This is a genomic window from Leeuwenhoekiella sp. CH_XMU1409-2 (assembly GCF_037029365.1).
GTDB classification, from domain to species: Bacteria; Bacteroidota; Bacteroidia; order Flavobacteriales; family Flavobacteriaceae; genus Leeuwenhoekiella; species Leeuwenhoekiella blandensis.
This window is the reverse complement of record NZ_JAYMEI010000017.1, coordinates 1-17660: the sequence shown is the minus strand read 5'-3', so window position 1 is coordinate 17660 and position 17660 is coordinate 1. Positions and strand designations below refer to the sequence as shown.

The following is a 17660-nucleotide window of genomic DNA, read 5'->3' as shown; positions in this document are numbered from 1 at the left end:
CCCGGCTAAGTTAAGTGGCTAGAAGCAATAACAATCCCACAGATTAGTTTTGTGCCACATTGTCGGAACTTTTTGATTGACTGTATTTTACTGCAGCCTGAACATACGCCACAAAAAGCGGATGTGGGTTCGCCACAGTACTCTTATATTCAGGATGGTATTGAACGCCTACAAACCAAGGATGATCTTCCATCTCAATGATCTCTACCAATCCGGTTTTTGGGTTTGTACCTGTGATTTTAAGTCCGGCCTTTTCTAGTGTCTCTCTGTATTTATCGTTAAACTCATAACGATGACGGTGACGCTCTGTGATCAGTTCACTTTTATAAACATCAGCAACAATACTATCTGCCGCCAATTTACAGTCCCAAGTTCCTAAACGCATCGTTCCGCCCATATGCTTCAGGTCTTTTTGATCTTCCATCAACGAAATTACAGGAGCCGAAGTATCTTTTTGCATTTCGGTAGAATTGGCATCTTTCAATCCTGCAACGTTGCGTGAGAATTCAATAACTGCCATTTGCATTCCTAGACAAATTCCTAAAAACGGAATTTTATGTTCGCGGGCATACTGCACGGCTTTGATCTTTCCTTCAATACCGCGCTCACCAAAACCTGGAGCTACGAGTAGACCGTCTAATTTTGAGATCTTATTCTGAATCACATCCTGCGAAATAAATTCAGAATGTATAGGCACTACGCGTACTTTAACCTCGTTTTCTGCACCGGCGTGAATAAAGGCTTCTAAGATCGATTTATAAGAATCCTGAAGCTCAACGTATTTACCAATAAGACCAATCGTCACTTCGGCCTTTGGGTTTTTATGTCTGCGTAAGAATTCGTTCCAACGCGTAAGTTCTGGCTCACTGTCTTGAGATAGCCCCAACTTTTGAAGCGTGATCGCATCAAGACCTTCTTCCAACATCAAGTTAGGTACGTCATAAATCGTTGACGCATCAATAGACTGAATCACCGCTTCTTTACGCACGTTACAAAACAGCGCCAACTTCTCACGAAGATCATCGCTCAATTCGTGCTCGGTACGACAAACCAAAATATCAGCTTTGATTCCGCTTTCCATCAAGGTTTTCACCGAGTGCTGCGTTGGCTTAGTTTTCAATTCACCCGCAGCCGACAGATAAGGAACAAGGGTTAAATGAATGACCAAAGCATTCTCATCACCCAATTCCCATTTCAACTGACGTACCGATTCGATATACGGTAAAGACTCAATATCACCAACAGTCCCGCCAATTTCAGTGATCACAATATCATAATCTCCGGTATTCCCCAGATGCTTGATACGTTCTTTAATCTCATTGGTAATATGCGGCACCACCTGAACGGTTTTACCCAAAAACTCACCGCGGCGTTCTTTCTCTATAACGCTTTGATAAATGCGACCGGTGGTCACGTTATTTGCCTGAGAAGTATTTACATTTAAAAAGCGCTCGTAATGCCCTAAATCTAAGTCGGTTTCTGCACCATCATCGGTTACATAGCATTCTCCGTGCTCATAAGGGTTAAGTGTTCCCGGGTCAACATTAATGTATGGGTCTAGCTTTTGAATAGTCACACTATAGCCTCTTGCCTGAAGTAATTTAGCCAACGAAGCTGCGATTATACCTTTACCTAATGAAGAAGAAACCCCGCCCGTGACGAAGATGTACTTTGTATCTGCCATCTGTATCCTGATTATTTTTTAAGCTCTTTTTAACATGAAGAGCGCGTCTACGGGATGCAAAGATAGCGATTTATTGACGAACCTTTTAAGCGGATTTTAGGATAATTTTTAAGGTTTTCTTTTAGGCTGAGGCGCTGGGTATTGTCGTTTGATTTTAAAAATAAGCTCTTCTAACCCATTGATTTTGATCTCGTGCATTTGCTGCATCATAAAACCCAGTTTTCCCTCAGGAAAGCCCTTCTTCTTAAACCACCCAAAATAATACTCCGGGATTTCTACCAGATAACGGTCTTTGTATTTGCCAAAAGGCATTTTGTAATAGGCAAGTTCGATAAGGCTTTCCGGGTTCAAGATCAAACAATTTTTATGTGGTAACTACTGAGCAATCCGGCTAAACCTTCTTTGCTGAAGATCGCTCCGCGTATGTTATTTTCATCAGGATTGAGCTCATAATTTACCGCCGAAGAAAAATCGGTTTGTTCCAGATTGGTTTGGTCAAACGTGGTTCCTGCAAGATTACATTCGTCTAGAAAAACGCCCGAAAGATTGGCTTCAGTAAAATCGGCTTCTTTTAACTGACATTGACTGAACTGAGACGAACTCAAATCAACTTGATAAAAACTGCTAAAATCAAGCGTACTACTCGAACAATAGATCTGAAACAGAAAGCTGTTACATGCTTCAAAAGCAATTCCCAGCATTTTGCACGCCGAAAAGTCACATTCCTGAAAGGCCGTCTGTACCAATTTAGCACCACTCAAATCGCAGTTTTCAAACGTACAATTGGTAAACGTAAGCTTTGAAAGATTGGCTTTTGTAAAAACACAACTCCTGAATACACAATCTTCAAAATCTACCACAAGTGGATTTTCAGCAAAATTGTGATTTTCAAAAACTTGGTCTGTGAGGAGTTCGTTCATAATTAGCCTGCTGTAGTTTTTCCTTCGGAAACCTGATGAATAAGTTTTCGGCTTAAATAATTAAAACGAATATACAACAACACCGCCGAAGCGCTAAGTCCGGCAAGCAAGCCATACCAAATTCCCTGACTTGCCATTTGATCTTCCTGACCAAAATACCAAGCCACCGGAAACCCGACCAACCAATACGCAATAAAACAAATAAACGTAGGAATATTCACATCTTGCAATCCGCGTAATGCTCCCAAAATAACCACCTGCAAACCATCACTCAGTTGAAAAAGTGCTGCCACAATAAGCAACTGCGCTGCAAGCACGATCACTTCAACATTATCAATATAAAATGTAGGGAGGATATCTTTAAGCAGAATAAACCCAACGGCAAAAACCGCTTCGATCAAAAACACCTGTAAAAACAGCGAGAATGCAATGCGGCGCATATTCTCAAAATCGGCTTTTCCTTTTTGATTGCCCACTCTAATGGTTGCGGTAACCCCGAGTCCCACTGCGATCATAAACGTCATCGCCGCAAGATTGAGCGCGATCTGATTTGCCGCCTGAGCATTAGTCCCTAAAATTCCAGATAAGAAAATACAGGAAGTAAACAGCGACACTTCAAACAACATTTGCATTGCCGTTGGAAAGCCCAGATCAAAAAGCTTTTTAAAAATAGGAAGCTGAAACGCTTTGCGACGCGTCCACACAAAATACGGTTGAAACTTCTTTTTTCGGCTTAAAATATAATACAGCATCCACAGCATAAAGAAACGCGAGATCAAGGTTCCATAGGCAGCACCAACAAGCTCCAGACGCGGAAAAATCCAAAAGCCGTAAATAAGAATAAAGTTGAAAAACACGTTAACTACATTTGAAACCAATGTAGCATACATCGCATAACGCGTGTTTGACAAGCCGTCTGCAAATTGTTTAAATGCCTGAAACACCATCAACGGGATCAATGAAAATGCCACAATATCCATATACGGGATGGCGAGCTCAACCACCTCAACAGGCTGATCGAGATAGTATAAAATAGGTTTGGCCAGCAGTAATAAGACAAAAAGTAAAATGCCATTTAAAGCGCACATTACGATCCCGTGATGAAAATAATTGCGGCCGGTTTGTGTATCATTAGCTCCATCGGCTTCAGCAACTAAAGGCGTGATCGCAAAAGAAAAACCGATTCCCAAGCTCAGTGCAATAAAGATAAGACTGTTACCCAAAGAGACTGCGGCGAGTTGTGCAGCTCCCAAACGCCCAACCATAAGATTATCTGCTAAAGCAACAAGAATATGCCCCAACTGCCCTAGCATCACCGGGTAAGCGATCTTTAAATTTTGTCGAAATTCTTTAGTATAATTTGATAGCACAACGGTATTTTTTTGCGGACTGCAAAAGTAAGATTTAAGTTCAAGAACAAGTTTACTTAAGACGAACCTTATTTTAAATTTAACCTGAGCTGCATTTTAAAAACTAATTAACAGCTGAAGGCTTGCGCTATGCGTAATTTTACCAAGCTATGCACAACGATCACGAACTCAAAAACAAAGAAATACCTGAACGCATTTCGCACGAAATAAAAATAGCGCTCTCGTATTACCCTGAACTTGCAGAAACGCCTATTGCTTTTCGATTTAAGAAAGACATAAAGAAGTCTACCATGCAGGCGCAACCTGCTTTCAAATCCTTGCTAAAACCAAGAAAGAAAAGGTCGTATGTGATTTTCATCAGTAAAAAAATAAAGATCGAATCTGAGTCTTTTAAGATCACTGATATTCCTTCAGATGTTTTGATTGGATGGATAGGCCACGAGTTGGGACATATTATGGATTATCGCGATCGCAGCAGTTTAGATTTAATTTGGTTTGGTATTAAATATTTGTATTTCCCTAAATTCATCAGGGAAGCAGAGCGTGCGGCAGACACATTCGCTGTCTCGCACGGTATGGGAAAATACATTTTGGTTACCAAAGACTTCATCCTCAATCACGCGCATATTTCAGCAAAGTATAAAGCGCGTATCAAAAAACTTTATTTGTCCCCGGAAGAGATTATGATACTGATTAACAAGGAGTAATTTCTAATTAGAAATTCAATTAATTTCTTCAAAGAAAATCTCATTGTTATTTATAAACTGAATGTTAAAGGTGTTTAATCTCGTTACAGTATAAATCGTATCACTCATTCTATTATATGAATGATGACTACTTATTTTATAGTTTTGCTTGACTAAATCATACTTTATTTTATCGTATTCATTTTGTCTATCAATTTTAATAGTAAAGTATGTATAAGAGTCGTTAAATCCCCTATCTGCTTTTTTTGATATTATAACTCCCGAACTAGGATATTTTAATTTAAATGAATTTTCAAAAGTTCCTATTAATTCGGAATCAGAAGGATATACAATCCTATAAGAAAGATAGAAAGATGAAATAATTGAAATTGCAAATAGTGTTGCTGAAGATTTCAGCAATATATTTTTAACATTCCAATTCCTGAAAAAGCGCTTACTCAGTAAATTTAAAATAGGTTTTAATAAAAGGACTACTATAAATGAACATAAGAGTATTATGGTAAAAGAGAAAACAAATACGAAATATTCCATTACAACTTAAATTCTAGCAACTAGCTTTAATTAGTTGATTGCTTCTGAACAAATTCCTCCCACTCGGCAAACTTTTCTTCGTTCATCACTTTTTCCATTTTTACTTGTCCGCCTTTTTTCTTGTTGGCACCACTCCATTCATAAAAAATCTCAGGACTCACCGTGTTTACAAAAACGCCTTTAAGCGCTTTACTACGTGCAACACCATAATTCTTATTGGCTTCCTGTAAACTCTTATCTAAAGCATCTGCCAGTTCTTCATTAGAAACTGAGGTTTCGGTTCCCAAATACCAATAATGATAAAACTCATCATCTTCGGGGTTACGCTTTGCCGCAATAGTAAATTCAGGGATTTTAATATCGAATTGCCCTTCGAGTTCCTGTACTGCAGCTTCCATTTTATTCACTGAAAGTTGCGAACCCACCGTGTTCAAAAAGAATTTAGTTCTTCCTGTGATCTTGATCTCTGCGCGCTCTTTATTAGTAAAAGCAATGGTGTCCCCGATCAAATAACGCCACGCTCCCGAAACGGTAGAAATGATCAAAATATAATCGGTTTCTTCTTCTACGTCTGCCAGACTTATTACCGGCGCATCTTGTACCAGAGAACCATCTTGGTTGATATAATCCGGGATCATAGGCACAAACTCAAAGTAAATACCGTTATCGGTTACCAATTTCATCGCGTCGGTTTCTGGTCTTGCCTGAAATGCGATAAACCCTTCTGAAGCGAGATAAGTATCAATCACCGTAATGGGTTTCCCAAGAAGTGCATTAAAACTCTTTTCATACGGCTGAAACGCTACACCTCCTGAAGTATATACCTGAAGGTTAGGCCAGATCTCATGAATATTATTCAAGTTGTGATACTCGATAACTTTTTCTAACATCAACTCGATCCAGCTTGGAATTCCGCTTAGGGCACCTATATCCCACTCTTCGGCTTTCTCTGCAATGTGTTGTACACGCTCATCCCAATCTTCAATCTTGGCAATATCTTCTCCCGGCTTGTAATAGCCTCTAAACCAAAACGGGATATTACTTGCGCTAATTCCGCTTATTTCTCCTTCCTCGTGGCCATTTCGCTTTGCGAGATCTGTAGAACTACCCAACATCATGATTTCCTTTTCAAAAAAGTCAGGTTCTAGATCAAAGTGGGCCAAAGCCCCCACTTGCTTGATCCCAGCCATACGAATGGCATCAACCATTTCATCGGTCACCGGAATGCGCTTGCTGCTTTTTCCTGTGGTCCCGCTACTCAAAGCGAAATAATGCGGAGTTCCCGGCCAAGTGACATCAGTCTCCCCTTCGTGCAATTTTGACCACCAGGCTTCATTGATACTGTTGTAATCAAAATACGGAAGCTTTTCTGCAAACAAGGTTGCCGGATTTTCTGATTCTAAAATCGCATTAAAATCATAGTGCTTTCCAAACTGGGTGTCTTTGGCTTTTTCTAATAAAGATTTTAAGACCTCTTCCTGTTCTTCAAGCGGATTGGATTCTGGAATTACTTTATCTGAAATATCGATAATCCCTTTTATGATGGAGCCTAATATTGCCATGATTTAGTTGTTAGTTTGGTTTGCTATAAAATTAAAAGACCTCGTGAAAACGAGGTCTTTACTTAGTAGAAGTTTAACAACAATCTTAGTCTTTAAGCGGCTTCTCATTAGTTATTGGAGGAATCACGCCGTACGTATCAAAAAGATAAACCAAGCTGGTCATTGTCGCCGCGCCCAGCTCTAATTCTCTTTTATTTACCGCGTCAAACGTATCATTAGAAGCGTGGTGATGATCAAAATAACGCTGCGAATCAGGACGTAGTCCTGCAAGAACAGTTCCTTCTTCTTTTAACGGACCAACATCTGCCCCGCTACCTCCTAATTCAAAAAAGTGAATCAAGTACGGCTTAAACAACGGAATCCAGCTTTGTACCTGCTCAAAATTGGCCTTATCAGCGTCAAAAGAAAATCCGCGAGGTGTGAAGCCACCGGCGTCGCTTTCTAAACCAAAAACGTGTTTCTCTCCTTCTTGCTTCGCCACTTTTGCATATTCTGTACCGCCGCGCAGGCCGTTTTCTTCATTCATAAAAAGTACAACACGTATGCTGTGCTTCGGTTTATAATTTGCAGCTTTCATCAAGCGCAACACTTCCATACTTTGTACCACACCGGCACCGTCATCGTGGCTTCCGTCTCCCAGATCCCACGAATCTAAGTGACCACCTACAACCATAAATTCGTTAGGTTTTTCGCTTCCGGTAATTTCACCAATCACATTAAACGAAGGCACATCTTCTTCATAATTCTTGCAATTCATTTTAAGATAGAATTGCGTGCTCTTGTCTTTTTTAAGCATTTTGCTCAACAGCGCTGCTCCATTAGTGCTTATGGCAGCTGCTGGAATACGCTTGTCGTTAGGCAAGTCTCCGTAAGACATCGAACCGGTGTGTGGAAGATCGTCCATTCTTAAATTCATCGAACGCACAATAACACCCACAGCACCATATTTTGCAGCTTCCATAGCACCTGCATAACGCTGATCTACACAACCGCCATAAGCAGAAAACGTCTGGATCAAATCGGCCTGCATTGGGCGATTATAAAAAACGATTTTACCTTTCAATTGGTCTTCGCCATATTTTGCTAGATCATCAAGACCTTGCACTTCAACAACCTCTGCAGTAACTCCAGAAGGCGCCGTAGCAATAGAACCACCCAAAGCACAAACAGGAACGTCTATGCTTCCGTCAGGACCTTCAATATGTGCTTTTTCCGGTGCGCCTCGCTCCCATTTGGGAACCATTACCGGTTGTAGCCACACTTTATCAAGTCCGATTGATTCAAGTTCTTTTTTTGCCCATTGCACTGCTTTTTCTGCGCCGGTGCTTCCGCTAAGACGCGGACCTATATCATTTGATAGTTCGTCAAGCCACTGATAGCTGTTCCCGTTCAATAAGGACAAATCGTAAAAATTACGCAGTTGTAAGGAGTCTTTAGTTGTTTGAGCAGAAACCAAATTGAATCCTGCAAACAACATGACGAAGAGGAAAATTCTTTTCAAAATTAGTTGTGTTTTAGATGAGTCCTAAAAATAATATTCTCTTGCGGTATTTACGCCATTAAACAGAAAAATCGCCACTTCCGTGCCGATTTTTGATAGTTTCATTAAATGTAATGCTGAAATTATAAAGTTCTCAACTATTATTCTGATTCCAACTGTTTGCGATACGCATCAATATTACTTTTAGTCTTCTCATCGAGTTCCGGCTCTTTAATGTCTTTGTAAGACGAAAGCTTTTCTAGAAGAATATTAGCTAAAATCAACCGCGCGGTAGGTTTATCGTCTGCCGGAACGATATACCAAGGTGCGTGAAATTTTGAAGTTTTATTAATCGCATCTTCGTAACACTGCTGATACTCATCCCACAAGGCGCGCTCTTTAAGATCGCCTGCGGAAAACTTCCAGTTTTTATTCGGTTTATTTAATCTTCTAAGCAAACGATTCTTTTGCTCTTCTTTAGAGAGATGTAGAAAAAATTTGAAGATGATCGTTCCGTTATCGGCGATGTGCTTTTCAAAATTATTGATCTGCTCAAAACGATTTTCCCAAAAGGCTTCATCAATATCTGAAACTTCATTGATCCCAGGAATGTTTTCATTCAGTATATATTCAGGATGCACGCGCGTCACCAAAACATTCTCGTAATGCGTTCTATTAAAAACACCCACTTTACCTCTAGCCGGCAATGCGATGTAATGACGCCACAAATAATCGTGCCCCAATTCTAAAGACGTTGGCGTTTTAAAACTGTGCACCACCACACCCCGAGCATTAAAGTTTTTAAAAACCTCGCGAATCAGACTATCCTTTCCGGCAGTGTCCATACCTTGAATGCAGATAAGCGCAGCATATTTCCCATGCGCGTACATCGCATTTTGAATATCGGCAATCTTTTTACTTACCTCATCCAACTCTTGCTCGAGTTCTTTGGTCTTCCCAAAATCCTCGTGGGTTTTACGTTCTGAAAGTTTTACGGGTCCCGTAATTTGATAGTCTGAAGCTTTCATAAGCCTAAATTTTTATGCTGATTATTTACTAGCGAAGAGTTTCACATCTTCTTCAGAAACTTCGCTACCACCCAAAATAATTAGACGCTCTACGACATTGCGCAGTTCGCGTATGTTTCCCGTCCAATCGTATTCTTGTAGCTTTTCGACCGCTTTATCTGTAAAGTTCTTGACCGCTGTACCTTGTTCGCCGGCAACCTTATTGGCAAAATGAGTTACCAAAAGCGGAATATCATCTCTGCGGTCATTAAGAGCCGGTACCGCAATTAGAATAACTGCAAGACGATGGTACAAGTCCTCTCTAAACTTACCGTCTGCAATTTCCTTTTTCAGGTCTTTATTGGTTGCTGCAAGAACGCGCACGTCCACTTTAATATCTTTGTCGCTACCTACGCGAGACACTCTACTTTCTTGCAAAGCACGTAAGACCTTAGCTTGCGCCGAAAGACTCATATCTCCAATTTCGTCTAAGAAAATTGTCCCACCGTTTGCGGCTTCAAACTTCCCGGCACGATCTTTATTTGCTGAAGTAAAGGCTCCTTTTACGTGACCAAAAAGTTCGCTCTCGATCAACTCAGAAGGGATCGCTGCACAGTTCACTTCAACCATTGGTCCTTTTGCACGATCACTTTTTTCGTGCAGCCAATGCGCAACGAGTTCTTTACCGGTACCGTTGGGACCGGTGATCAAAACACGGGCTTCGGTTGGCGCTACTTTTTCAATAATATCTTTGATCTTGGTGATGGGATCGCTCTCCCCGATCATCTCGTACTGCTTGCTTACTTTTTTCTTAAGTCGCGTATTTTCTACAACCAAGTTCTTTCGGTCTAAAGCATTACGCACTGTATTGAGCAGTCTGTTTAAATCGGGTGGTTTTGAAATGTAATCAAATGCTCCTAATCGCATTGTATTTACGGCTGTATCAAGATCTCCGTGACCAGAAATCATAACCATCGGGATTTCGGGCTTTACTTTTTTGGTCGCCTCAAGTACTTCAACACCATCCATTTTAGGCATTTTGATGTCACAAAGTACAAGATCATAATCGTTGTCTTTGATCTTTTCCATTCCGGCGAGACCGTCTTCAGCCTCCTCAACCTGATACGCCTTATTTTCTTCGGTTAAAATTTTGACGAGCACGCGACGAATTGCCGCCTCATCCTCTATGATTAAAATCTTTGACATACTTAAAATTTAAATTTCACACCCGTTCTAAAATAAAACGTGTTGTCACTATTTATCGTGTAAATATCATCCCGGTTATTATTCCGCAATCTAAAATCATTGCTTACAGAATGCGTTGCGTAGGCATAATATAGTAAATGATCTGTAAAAAAATGTTCGTAACCCAGACCCGCCAGAATAATGGTCATCGAAATATTTTCAGCCGTGCGCCCATCGATAACCATATTGTTCTGAATGTTTGCAAAAATGTTATCTAAGGTTGCAAAAGCCTGCAGTGCATCTTTATGTGAGTCATTCAAATAATGACGCACATTGGTTTTGGGCACACCCAAGGTGTATGTCCAATTGGGATGAAATTCTCTATAGTAATTTACTAGCGGAAGCGGAAAATTACGCCCCGGAGTTGTAGAATAATCCAAACCAAAAATCCAGCGATACGGTTTTGTCGGAGAATTTTTCTTTCTATCATTTATCGCGTAGACAGAAGCCGTATAAATCCAATCATCAGGAACTAAAGTGCCCGCGATATTGGAGTTGATTCGGGCGCCGGCTTTTACACCAAAAACCCAATTTTCTTTAAACCGCCACACATATCCGGCATAAGCCGAAATACGATGTAGCGTGCTCACATCGTGAATATTGAAACCATCTGGAACCGCATCTTTGATATCAATATTGATGTTTCGATATTGAAAACCGGCTACCAGCATATTATTGAGCTCTTTATCTAACGGAATAGGAACTTGCAAAAGTGCTCTGAATCGTCCTACCGAATTGTTAGAATTACTAAACGGAATGTGCATATATTCTACCCTGGCGATATCTGTGGTTTGCGATCGCATCGTAAACATCACAAAAAGCAATACAGGTACCAGAATATATTTTGACATAAAAGGTTTTCTTATTTATTTTCGGTTGGAAAAAAGTGTACATCCCGCTGTGGAAAGGGAATGGTAATATTATTCTTTCTAAACTCTTCGTCAATTCTAAAACGAATTTCACTCTTGATCCGCGGATCTGAAAAGCTGTCATTGATGAAGAAATAAACGCCAAAATTCAACGAAGAATCTCCAAAATCTTCAAAGAGCACTGTAGGCTTCGGGGTCTTGAGCACACCATTTTGTTTATTGGCGCAGTCTAACAAAATCTTACGAACGAGCTGTGTATCGCTTCCATAGGCGACACCTACTTTCACGGTTTCCCGAGTGGTTTTATGATTCTGCGTATAATTGAAAACAATCTCGTTGATGAAGTGATGGTTGGGTATAATAATTACCTTATCATCACGCGTAAGGGCTCGAGTAGTACGCAGCTTAATTTCAAAAACACGACCCACTTTTCCGTCGATCTCGATCACATCTCCTACGGAAAGGGATTTATCGACCATAATGAAAATTCCGCCAATGATATCTGTAAATAAATCCTGCAAGGCGAGACCTAAACCTACAAATAAAGCAGCAGAAGCAGTAAGCAATACGGTAACGTCAATTCCCGAAGCGCTTAAAGTGATCACCACGACAATGACATAAACGATGTACCTGATGAACTTGAAAATGCTTTTGAACTTGAGTTCGTTTTCAAGATCCATATTACGCGTGATAAAACTGCGTATCAGGCGCAAAGCAGCTGTGGCCACAATAAACGCTAGAATCACCAGCAGTAAATGACCAACCGTAAAATCTATAGGTGTATTCCCCGTTTTAAAGTGAATACCCAGATTAAGAAAATCCTTTATGGTTCCCCACACATTTTCTTCGATGACGTCCTTTACTTTTTCGGCGCCTTCTTTTACTGTTTCTTTTACATCCTCCTGAATCATGCTAGTACTTCATCCACTTTAAAATTTCCTTATAGGTAGGCTTTTTACCATACATAAGAATTCCCACTCGATATATTTTTGAACCGAACCAAACCGTAAAAAGGAAGGTTGCGATCAAAATACTCACAGAGAGTGCCAACTGCCACCACGGCACTCCAAAAGGAATGCGCATCAACATCACGATAGGTGAGGTCAACGGGATCATAGAAAATATGGTCGCGATAGAACCGTCTGGATTTTCGATCACAGCAAAGAAGCCAACGTAAATCGCTAGCATCAACGGCATTATAATAGGCAACATAAATTGTTGCGTGTCGGTCTCACTATCAACCGCAGCTCCAATGGCCGCATAGATCGAACTGTATAAAAAGTAGCCCCCAATAAAGTAGATCAGGAAGAAACACGCCAGCTTTAGAAGTGGCAGATTAAGTACATCCAGAAGAATCAATTCGATTTTGTCTAAATCTGTTGTGGCCATATTGCCCACCGCGGCATTGGGCGCACCGCCCTCTAAGCCCAGATACAGACTTAAAAAGGTAAGTAAACCACCGCCAATCAGCAGCCAGATCATAAACTGCGTAATTCCTGCAAGCGTGGTACCCATAATTTTACCCATCATTAATTTGAAAGGTTTTACCGAAGAAATGATCACCTCGATAATACGATTGGTCTTTTCTTCAATCACAGAGCGCATCACCATATTGCCGTAAATGATGATAAACATCATCAAAAGATAACCGGCACCACCTCCAAAACCGGCTTTAATCCAGTTTGAAATTTTTGAAGTACGCTCTCCGGCAAAATCCTCAATAGTTATGCTTATTTGAGTTTCTGAAGCATCTATAAGATCAAGATCAACCCCGCGATCTAGTAATTTCTCGTTAGTAAGTTTGGTTTCAATTTGCTCTTCGATTCCTTCAATTGTAGAAATTCCCGGCGCTTCATTGCCGTAAAAGCGAACGCCAGAGGTGTTTTTCTTAACATTTTCAGGAATATAAAGTAAGCCGAAGTATTTATTTTCTTCCACCAAATCTTTGGCGGTTTCCAGCCCTTGTGGAGAAAGATCGAGATAATCTATCTTGGCAGTGCTCTCAAATTCCTTATAAAAATACCCACTCTCATCAACCACCACAATAGTTTGCTTTCCGGCTTGATTAAGTTGCGTGAGATACGTGATTAACATAATCATCCCAACCACGATCAACGGACTCAAAAAAGTCATGATGATAAACGAGCGATTGCTTACGCGGGCTTTATATTCTCTCTTGATTATTAATGCTAAAGACCCCATTAATTTGCGTTTATGGTTTGAATGAAAATATCATTTGCTGTGGGCACTACCTCCACAAAATGGTTGATCGTCCCTTTATTTGCAAGGAAGCCTAAAAGATCATTAGGACTCAAGCCATATGGGATTTTTACTTGAAGTTTGAGGTCGTTCTCGTTAATAGTTTTAAACTGCGCAGGATTAAGCTGCCAATCATCGCTTGCGCTCTCGAGTACATTTTTCTTAAGTGTTTCAAGACTTTGAACACTATCATCTGCAGTTTGAATCCCTACTTCAAAGGTATTGGTACGATACGCTCTTTTAATATCTGAAAGGCGCCCGTCGAGCACCTTATTGCTTTTGTGCATCAATGCAATATGATCGCACATCTGCTCCACAGATTCCATACGATGCGTAGAAAATAAGATCGTGGCTCCGTCATCACGTAACTTTAAGATTTCGTCTTTGATCAACGTAGCATTGATAGGATCAAAACCACTGAAGGGTTCGTCAAAAATAAGCAGTTTGGGTTTGTGCAAAACCGTAACGATAAACTGTACCTTTTGCGCTTGCCCTTTTGAAAGCTCCTGAATCTTTTTATTCCACCAGTCCATCATCCCAAGACGGTTAAACCAATAGGCACTGCGTTCTTTAGCTTCTGCTTTTGTCAATCCTTTAAGACGTGCCAAATAAATAACCTGCTCTCCTACCTTCATCGATTTGTACAAGCCACGCTCTTCAGGCATATAACCTATGTTGATGATATGCTTTTGATCTAGCGCCTCTCCATCCAGATACACTTTGCCCGTATCAGGCATGGTGATTTGGTTGATGATACGAATGAGCGTCGTTTTACCCGCGCCATTAGGTCCTAAAAGTCCAAAAATACTTCCTTTAGGAACTGAAATAGATAGGTCATTGAGCGCGGTGTATCCTCCGTATTTTTTATTAATATGGTCTGCGACTAAAAGGTCTGTCATAGAATATAAATCTCGATGATCGGATAAAAGTAAGCTACCTCGGGGGCAATCCCAAAAGGCATTCGTTAAACGCAAATTTTGAATTTCAAGGCATGCCTTGGGATATCATACCCTTTGATGGCGCCAATAAAGGCTAAAGATATTGAAAACCTTAGAGCTCAGGAGTCAGTTAAGAATTATTTAGTATCAAAAACCAATCATAAAAGCCCTAAAAACAAAAACCCACCCTTAATGTGAATCAAGGATGGGAAAAAAATTGCTATGAAAAAGAAAAATATCACTAACTAGTGATTAGTGATATTCAAATATACACTTTTTTCTTAATAACATCTTAAAATTTAAGAAAACATATCTTTTACTTTTTCAAAAAAGGATTTATCCTCGCGTTGTGGCTGAGGAGTAAAGTGCTCATCTTCAAGCATGCTTTCAAAAAATTCGCGTTGCTCTTTCTTAAGGGTTTTAGGTGTCCAAACATTTACGTGAACCAGTAAATCCCCTTTACCATAACCATTGATCGAAGGAATTCCTTTTCCGCGTAAGCGTAATATTTTTCCGCTCTGCGCACCTTCTTCGATCTTGATACGCACCTTACCGGTAACCGTATCAATCTCTTTACTCGTACCCAAAACAGCTTCCGGAATACTGATGTATAAGTCGTAATGCAGGTTATCACCCTCACGGCTCAAGGTTTCATGTTCTGCCTCTTCAATAACCACAAGAAGATCTCCTGCTATACCATTATTACCGGGGGCTTCATTACCTTTTCCTGTAACCTTTAATTGCATGCCGTCCACAACACCTGCAGGAATTTTGATAGAAACTGTTTCTTCCTCAGTCTTCATTCCTTGAGCATCGGCGTCGTTAGGTTTTGAGTCGATCATCTGACCGCTACCTCCACACGCAGTACACGGTGAAGCGGTTTGCATTCTACCCAAAATCGTATTGGTAACGCGTGTTACCTGACCGGTACCGTTACACGTAGAACAGGTTTTATAAGTTGTTCCGCTGGCTTGCTTTTTACGCTTGACCTTGATTTTCTTTTCGGCACCATTAGCAATTTCTTCTAAGGTAAGTTTTACGCGAATGCGCAGGTTACTTCCTTTGGTTCTACGCTGGCCGCCAAAACCACCACCAAAACCGCCGAAGCCACCTCCGCCGCCAAAAGCGCTTCCGAAAATATCACCAAACTGACTGAAGATATCGTCCATATTCATACCTCCGCCACCGCCAAAGCCACCGCCTTCAAAGGCCTGGTGACCATACTGGTCATAACGCGCACGCTTATTCTCATCACCTAAGACTTCGTAGGCTTCCGCAGCTTTCTTAAACATTTCTTCAGCCTCTGTATCTCCGGGGTTTTTATCCGGGTGATATTTGATGGCTTTTTTACGATATGCCTTTTTTATTTCTGCAGCGGTCGCATTCTTGCTTAAGCCTAGTATGTCGTAATAATCTTCTTTCATCCCTGTCTCTTCTTCAATCTTTAATATTAATCTTCAATTACTGCCCAACTACAACCTTAGGATAACGTATGATACGCTCTCCAAGCTCATAGCCCTTCTCCACTACATCAACGATCTTGCCTTTTAAATCTTCCTGTGGAGCGGGAATCTGAGTAATCGCCTCGTGTACGTCTGCGTCAAAGGCATCGCCGGCTTGCACTTCCATCTGCTTTAGACCTTTTGCCTTAAGGGTTTCTCTCAACTTATTACTTATAAGCTCAACACCCTTAACAAGATTCTTGTCTTTTGCTTTTTCAATCTCAACCATCGCGCGATCAAAATCGTCTAAAACAGGTAACATCGCCTGCATCACTTCTTGACCGGCAGTTTTAAACAGTTCAACACGTTCTTTACTTGTGCGACGCTTATAGTTTTCAAACTCAGCAAAAAGACGCAAGAATTTATCTTTTTCCTTCTCTAAATCGGCTTGATATTTCGCCAACTCATCTTCGTTGGTCTCGGCAGCTTCAGCACTAGAAGCATTGTCTTCAGCTTCATGTTCAGCGCTTTGCACATCTTGTGCTTTATGTTCTTCGTTCTCGTGAAGTGTTTCTTCTTTATTTTCTGAACTCATTGTTTTTCTAATTTGCTTTGCAAACGGCAAAAGTACTGCCAATTCTACAAAAATGTCAAAATGTCACCGATATATTTTATAGTTTATTTAAGAGGTAAAACCAATTCTTCTGTTAATTTTGAGCTCTCAATTAACACTAAAAAAGGTAAATAGAATGAAAACTAAATTTTTAACGCTTTTTACTATGGCTGCGATGGTTACAGCTTTAGTATCTTGTAAAGACGAAAAGAAAAACGAAACTGAAGCTGCTGAAGCTGAAGCTGCTGTTGAGGCAACTGCAGAAGCAACCAAATATATGGTTGACAAAGAAGCTTCTGAAATAAAATGGTTAGGTGAAAAACCAACCGGAACACACGATGGTATTGTAGGTCTTGAATCTGGAGTTGTACGTGTTGAAGGTGATCAAATAAGCGGAAGCTTTCTTATCGATATGACTTCTATCACGGTTCAAGATTTAGAAGGAGATCAAAAAGCAAGTCTTGAAGATCACTTAAAAGGAACTGTTGAAGGTAAAGAAGGTGACTTCTTTAATGTTCAAAAATATCCAACAGCTGCATTTGAAATCACAGGAATCACTGAAGGTGAAGACGGAAAGAAAATGATGGCAGGTAACTTGACTTTAAAAGAAACTAAAAAGAACATTGAATTTCCTGTAACTTATGAAGTTTCTGGTAACACAATGACTTTAAAGTCTGAGCCATTCACTATCGATCGTACAGATTGGGATGTAAACTACGGTTCTAAATCTGTTTTTGATAACCTTGGTGACAAATTCATCAACGATGATATCGAATTAGAAATTTCTATTGTTGCTAATCAGCAAATGTAATTTGCAACAATATCATATTTAAAAACCGGCTTGAAGCCGGTTTTTTTATGCGCTTTATTGGCACCGCTAAAGGTTTTAATACTCCAAGACTTGCCTCGAAATTGAAAATTCGTTTCCGTGCAATGCCTCATGAGCCTGCCTTTGTCGGCTCTTAGGTTTGTAAAATGATTTTGAATTAATTTTCCAAAAGAAAAGGATGGGTGAACTTTCCTGCCGGCTAGA

Annotated in this window: 17 protein-coding genes; 2 read left to right on the top strand and 15 right to left on the bottom strand. The window is 40.3% G+C overall.

Annotated elements, in window-relative coordinates; translation table 11 throughout:
* Positions 1–43: 43 nt before the first annotated feature.
* The 4 genes from WA338_RS15660 to WA338_RS15645 form a co-directional block, all read right to left on the bottom strand.
* Positions 44–1684: a CTP synthase gene (locus tag WA338_RS15660; protein WP_009781221.1), complete on the bottom strand. Its 1641-nt coding sequence runs from the start codon at positions 1682–1684 to the stop codon at positions 44–46.
* Between the two features lie 108 nt (positions 1685–1792).
* The gene (locus WA338_RS15655) at positions 1793–2035 is read right to left on the bottom strand and encodes a DUF3820 family protein (protein ID WP_414671896.1); all 243 of its coding nucleotides are present in this window, start codon (positions 2033–2035) and stop codon (positions 1793–1795) included.
* A 2-nt stretch (positions 2036–2037) separates the two neighbouring features.
* Entirely contained in the window at positions 2038–2604 is a 567-nt protein-coding gene (locus WA338_RS15650; RefSeq protein ID WP_336094108.1) for a pentapeptide repeat-containing protein, read from the bottom strand.
* 2 nt (positions 2605–2606) lie between these two features.
* Positions 2607–3917, bottom strand: a complete 1311-nt coding sequence (locus WA338_RS15645; protein WP_336094143.1) for an MATE family efflux transporter — start codon at positions 3915–3917, stop codon at positions 2607–2609.
* A gap of 206 nt (positions 3918–4123) precedes the next feature.
* On the opposite strand from WA338_RS15645, the gene WA338_RS15640 reads away from it, so the two are divergent.
* On the top strand, positions 4124–4681 hold the full coding sequence (locus WA338_RS15640) for a hypothetical protein (RefSeq protein WP_009781225.1): 558 nt from the start codon (positions 4124–4126) through the stop codon (positions 4679–4681).
* Between the two features lie 15 nt (positions 4682–4696).
* On the opposite strand, the gene WA338_RS15635 is transcribed toward WA338_RS15640, so the two are convergent.
* The 11 genes from WA338_RS15635 to WA338_RS15585 all read right to left on the bottom strand — a co-directional run bounded on the left by WA338_RS15635 (position 4697) and on the right by WA338_RS15585 (position 16609).
* Positions 4697–5212, bottom strand: a complete 516-nt coding sequence (locus WA338_RS15635; protein WP_040532901.1) for a hypothetical protein — start codon at positions 5210–5212, stop codon at positions 4697–4699.
* Positions 5213–5238: 26 nt separating this feature from the next.
* Positions 5239–6774, bottom strand: coding sequence for a GH3 family domain-containing protein (locus tag WA338_RS15630; RefSeq protein WP_336094104.1), 1536 nt, complete (start codon positions 6772–6774; stop codon positions 5239–5241).
* A gap of 85 nt (positions 6775–6859) precedes the next feature.
* On the bottom strand, positions 6860–8251 hold the full coding sequence (locus WA338_RS15625) for a M20/M25/M40 family metallo-hydrolase (RefSeq protein ID WP_009781228.1): 1392 nt from the start codon (positions 8249–8251) through the stop codon (positions 6860–6862).
* A 164-nt stretch (positions 8252–8415) separates the two neighbouring features.
* The gene (locus WA338_RS15620) at positions 8416–9282 is read right to left on the bottom strand and encodes a PPK2 family polyphosphate kinase (protein ID WP_009781229.1); all 867 of its coding nucleotides are present in this window, start codon (positions 9280–9282) and stop codon (positions 8416–8418) included.
* Positions 9283–9303: 21 nt separating this feature from the next.
* Positions 9304–10467 (bottom strand): sigma-54-dependent transcriptional regulator, encoded by a 1164-nt coding sequence (locus tag WA338_RS15615; protein ID WP_009781230.1) that lies wholly within the window; start codon positions 10465–10467, stop codon positions 9304–9306.
* 2 nt (positions 10468–10469) lie between these two features.
* On the bottom strand, positions 10470–11357 hold the full coding sequence (locus WA338_RS15610; protein WP_009781231.1) for a hypothetical protein: 888 nt from the start codon (positions 11355–11357) through the stop codon (positions 10470–10472).
* Between the two features lie 11 nt (positions 11358–11368).
* Positions 11369–12286 (bottom strand): mechanosensitive ion channel family protein, encoded by a 918-nt coding sequence (locus WA338_RS15605; protein ID WP_336094098.1) that lies wholly within the window; start codon positions 12284–12286, stop codon positions 11369–11371.
* A 1-nt stretch (position 12287) separates the two neighbouring features.
* Positions 12288–13577, bottom strand: coding sequence for an ABC transporter permease (locus WA338_RS15600; RefSeq protein WP_336094096.1), 1290 nt, complete (start codon positions 13575–13577; stop codon positions 12288–12290).
* Positions 13577–14533: an ABC transporter ATP-binding protein gene (locus WA338_RS15595; protein ID WP_336094094.1), complete on the bottom strand. Its 957-nt coding sequence runs from the start codon at positions 14531–14533 to the stop codon at positions 13577–13579. Before WA338_RS15595 ends, WA338_RS15600 begins: the two co-directional genes overlap by 1 nt.
* A gap of 338 nt (positions 14534–14871) precedes the next feature.
* Complete coding sequence (dnaJ, locus tag WA338_RS15590; RefSeq protein WP_272986870.1) at positions 14872–15996, bottom strand: molecular chaperone DnaJ; 1125 nt, start codon at positions 15994–15996, stop codon at positions 14872–14874.
* 37 nt (positions 15997–16033) lie between these two features.
* Positions 16034–16609, bottom strand: coding sequence for a nucleotide exchange factor GrpE (locus WA338_RS15585; protein ID WP_336094091.1), 576 nt, complete (start codon positions 16607–16609; stop codon positions 16034–16036).
* A gap of 154 nt (positions 16610–16763) precedes the next feature.
* Between WA338_RS15585 and WA338_RS15580 the strand changes: the two genes are divergently transcribed.
* Entirely contained in the window at positions 16764–17438 is a 675-nt protein-coding gene (locus WA338_RS15580; RefSeq protein WP_009781237.1) for a YceI family protein, read from the top strand.
* The last annotated feature ends 222 nt before the right edge of the window (positions 17439–17660 follow it).

Coding starts and splice junctions, on each gene's coding strand:
- WA338_RS15580 (WP_009781237.1), top strand. CDS start 16,764: ATGAAAACTAAATTTTTAACGCTTTTTACTATGGCTGCGATGGTTACA.
- WA338_RS15640 (WP_009781225.1), top strand. CDS start 4,124: ATGCACAACGATCACGAACTCAAAAACAAAGAAATACCTGAACGCATT.
- WA338_RS15635 (WP_040532901.1), bottom strand. CDS start 5,212: ATGGAATATTTCGTATTTGTTTTCTCTTTTACCATAATACTCTTATGT.
- dnaJ (WP_272986870.1), bottom strand. CDS start 15,996: ATGAAAGAAGATTATTACGACATACTAGGCTTAAGCAAGAATGCGACC.
- WA338_RS15660 (WP_009781221.1), bottom strand. CDS start 1,684: ATGGCAGATACAAAGTACATCTTCGTCACGGGCGGGGTTTCTTCTTCA.
- WA338_RS15620 (WP_009781229.1), bottom strand. CDS start 9,282: ATGAAAGCTTCAGACTATCAAATTACGGGACCCGTAAAACTTTCAGAA.
- WA338_RS15630 (WP_336094104.1), bottom strand. CDS start 6,774: ATGGCAATATTAGGCTCCATCATAAAAGGGATTATCGATATTTCAGAT.
- WA338_RS15600 (WP_336094096.1), bottom strand. CDS start 13,577: ATGGGGTCTTTAGCATTAATAATCAAGAGAGAATATAAAGCCCGCGTA.
- WA338_RS15615 (WP_009781230.1), bottom strand. CDS start 10,467: ATGTCAAAGATTTTAATCATAGAGGATGAGGCGGCAATTCGTCGCGTG.
- WA338_RS15595 (WP_336094094.1), bottom strand. CDS start 14,533: ATGACAGACCTTTTAGTCGCAGACCATATTAATAAAAAATACGGAGGA.
- WA338_RS15650 (WP_336094108.1), bottom strand. CDS start 2,604: ATGAACGAACTCCTCACAGACCAAGTTTTTGAAAATCACAATTTTGCT.
- WA338_RS15610 (WP_009781231.1), bottom strand. CDS start 11,357: ATGTCAAAATATATTCTGGTACCTGTATTGCTTTTTGTGATGTTTACG.
- WA338_RS15585 (WP_336094091.1), bottom strand. CDS start 16,609: ATGAGTTCAGAAAATAAAGAAGAAACACTTCACGAGAACGAAGAACAT.
- WA338_RS15605 (WP_336094098.1), bottom strand. CDS start 12,286: ATGATTCAGGAGGATGTAAAAGAAACAGTAAAAGAAGGCGCCGAAAAA.
- WA338_RS15645 (WP_336094143.1), bottom strand. CDS start 3,917: ATGCTAGGGCAGTTGGGGCATATTCTTGTTGCTTTAGCAGATAATCTT.
- WA338_RS15625 (WP_009781228.1), bottom strand. CDS start 8,251: ATGTTGTTTGCAGGATTCAATTTGGTTTCTGCTCAAACAACTAAAGAC.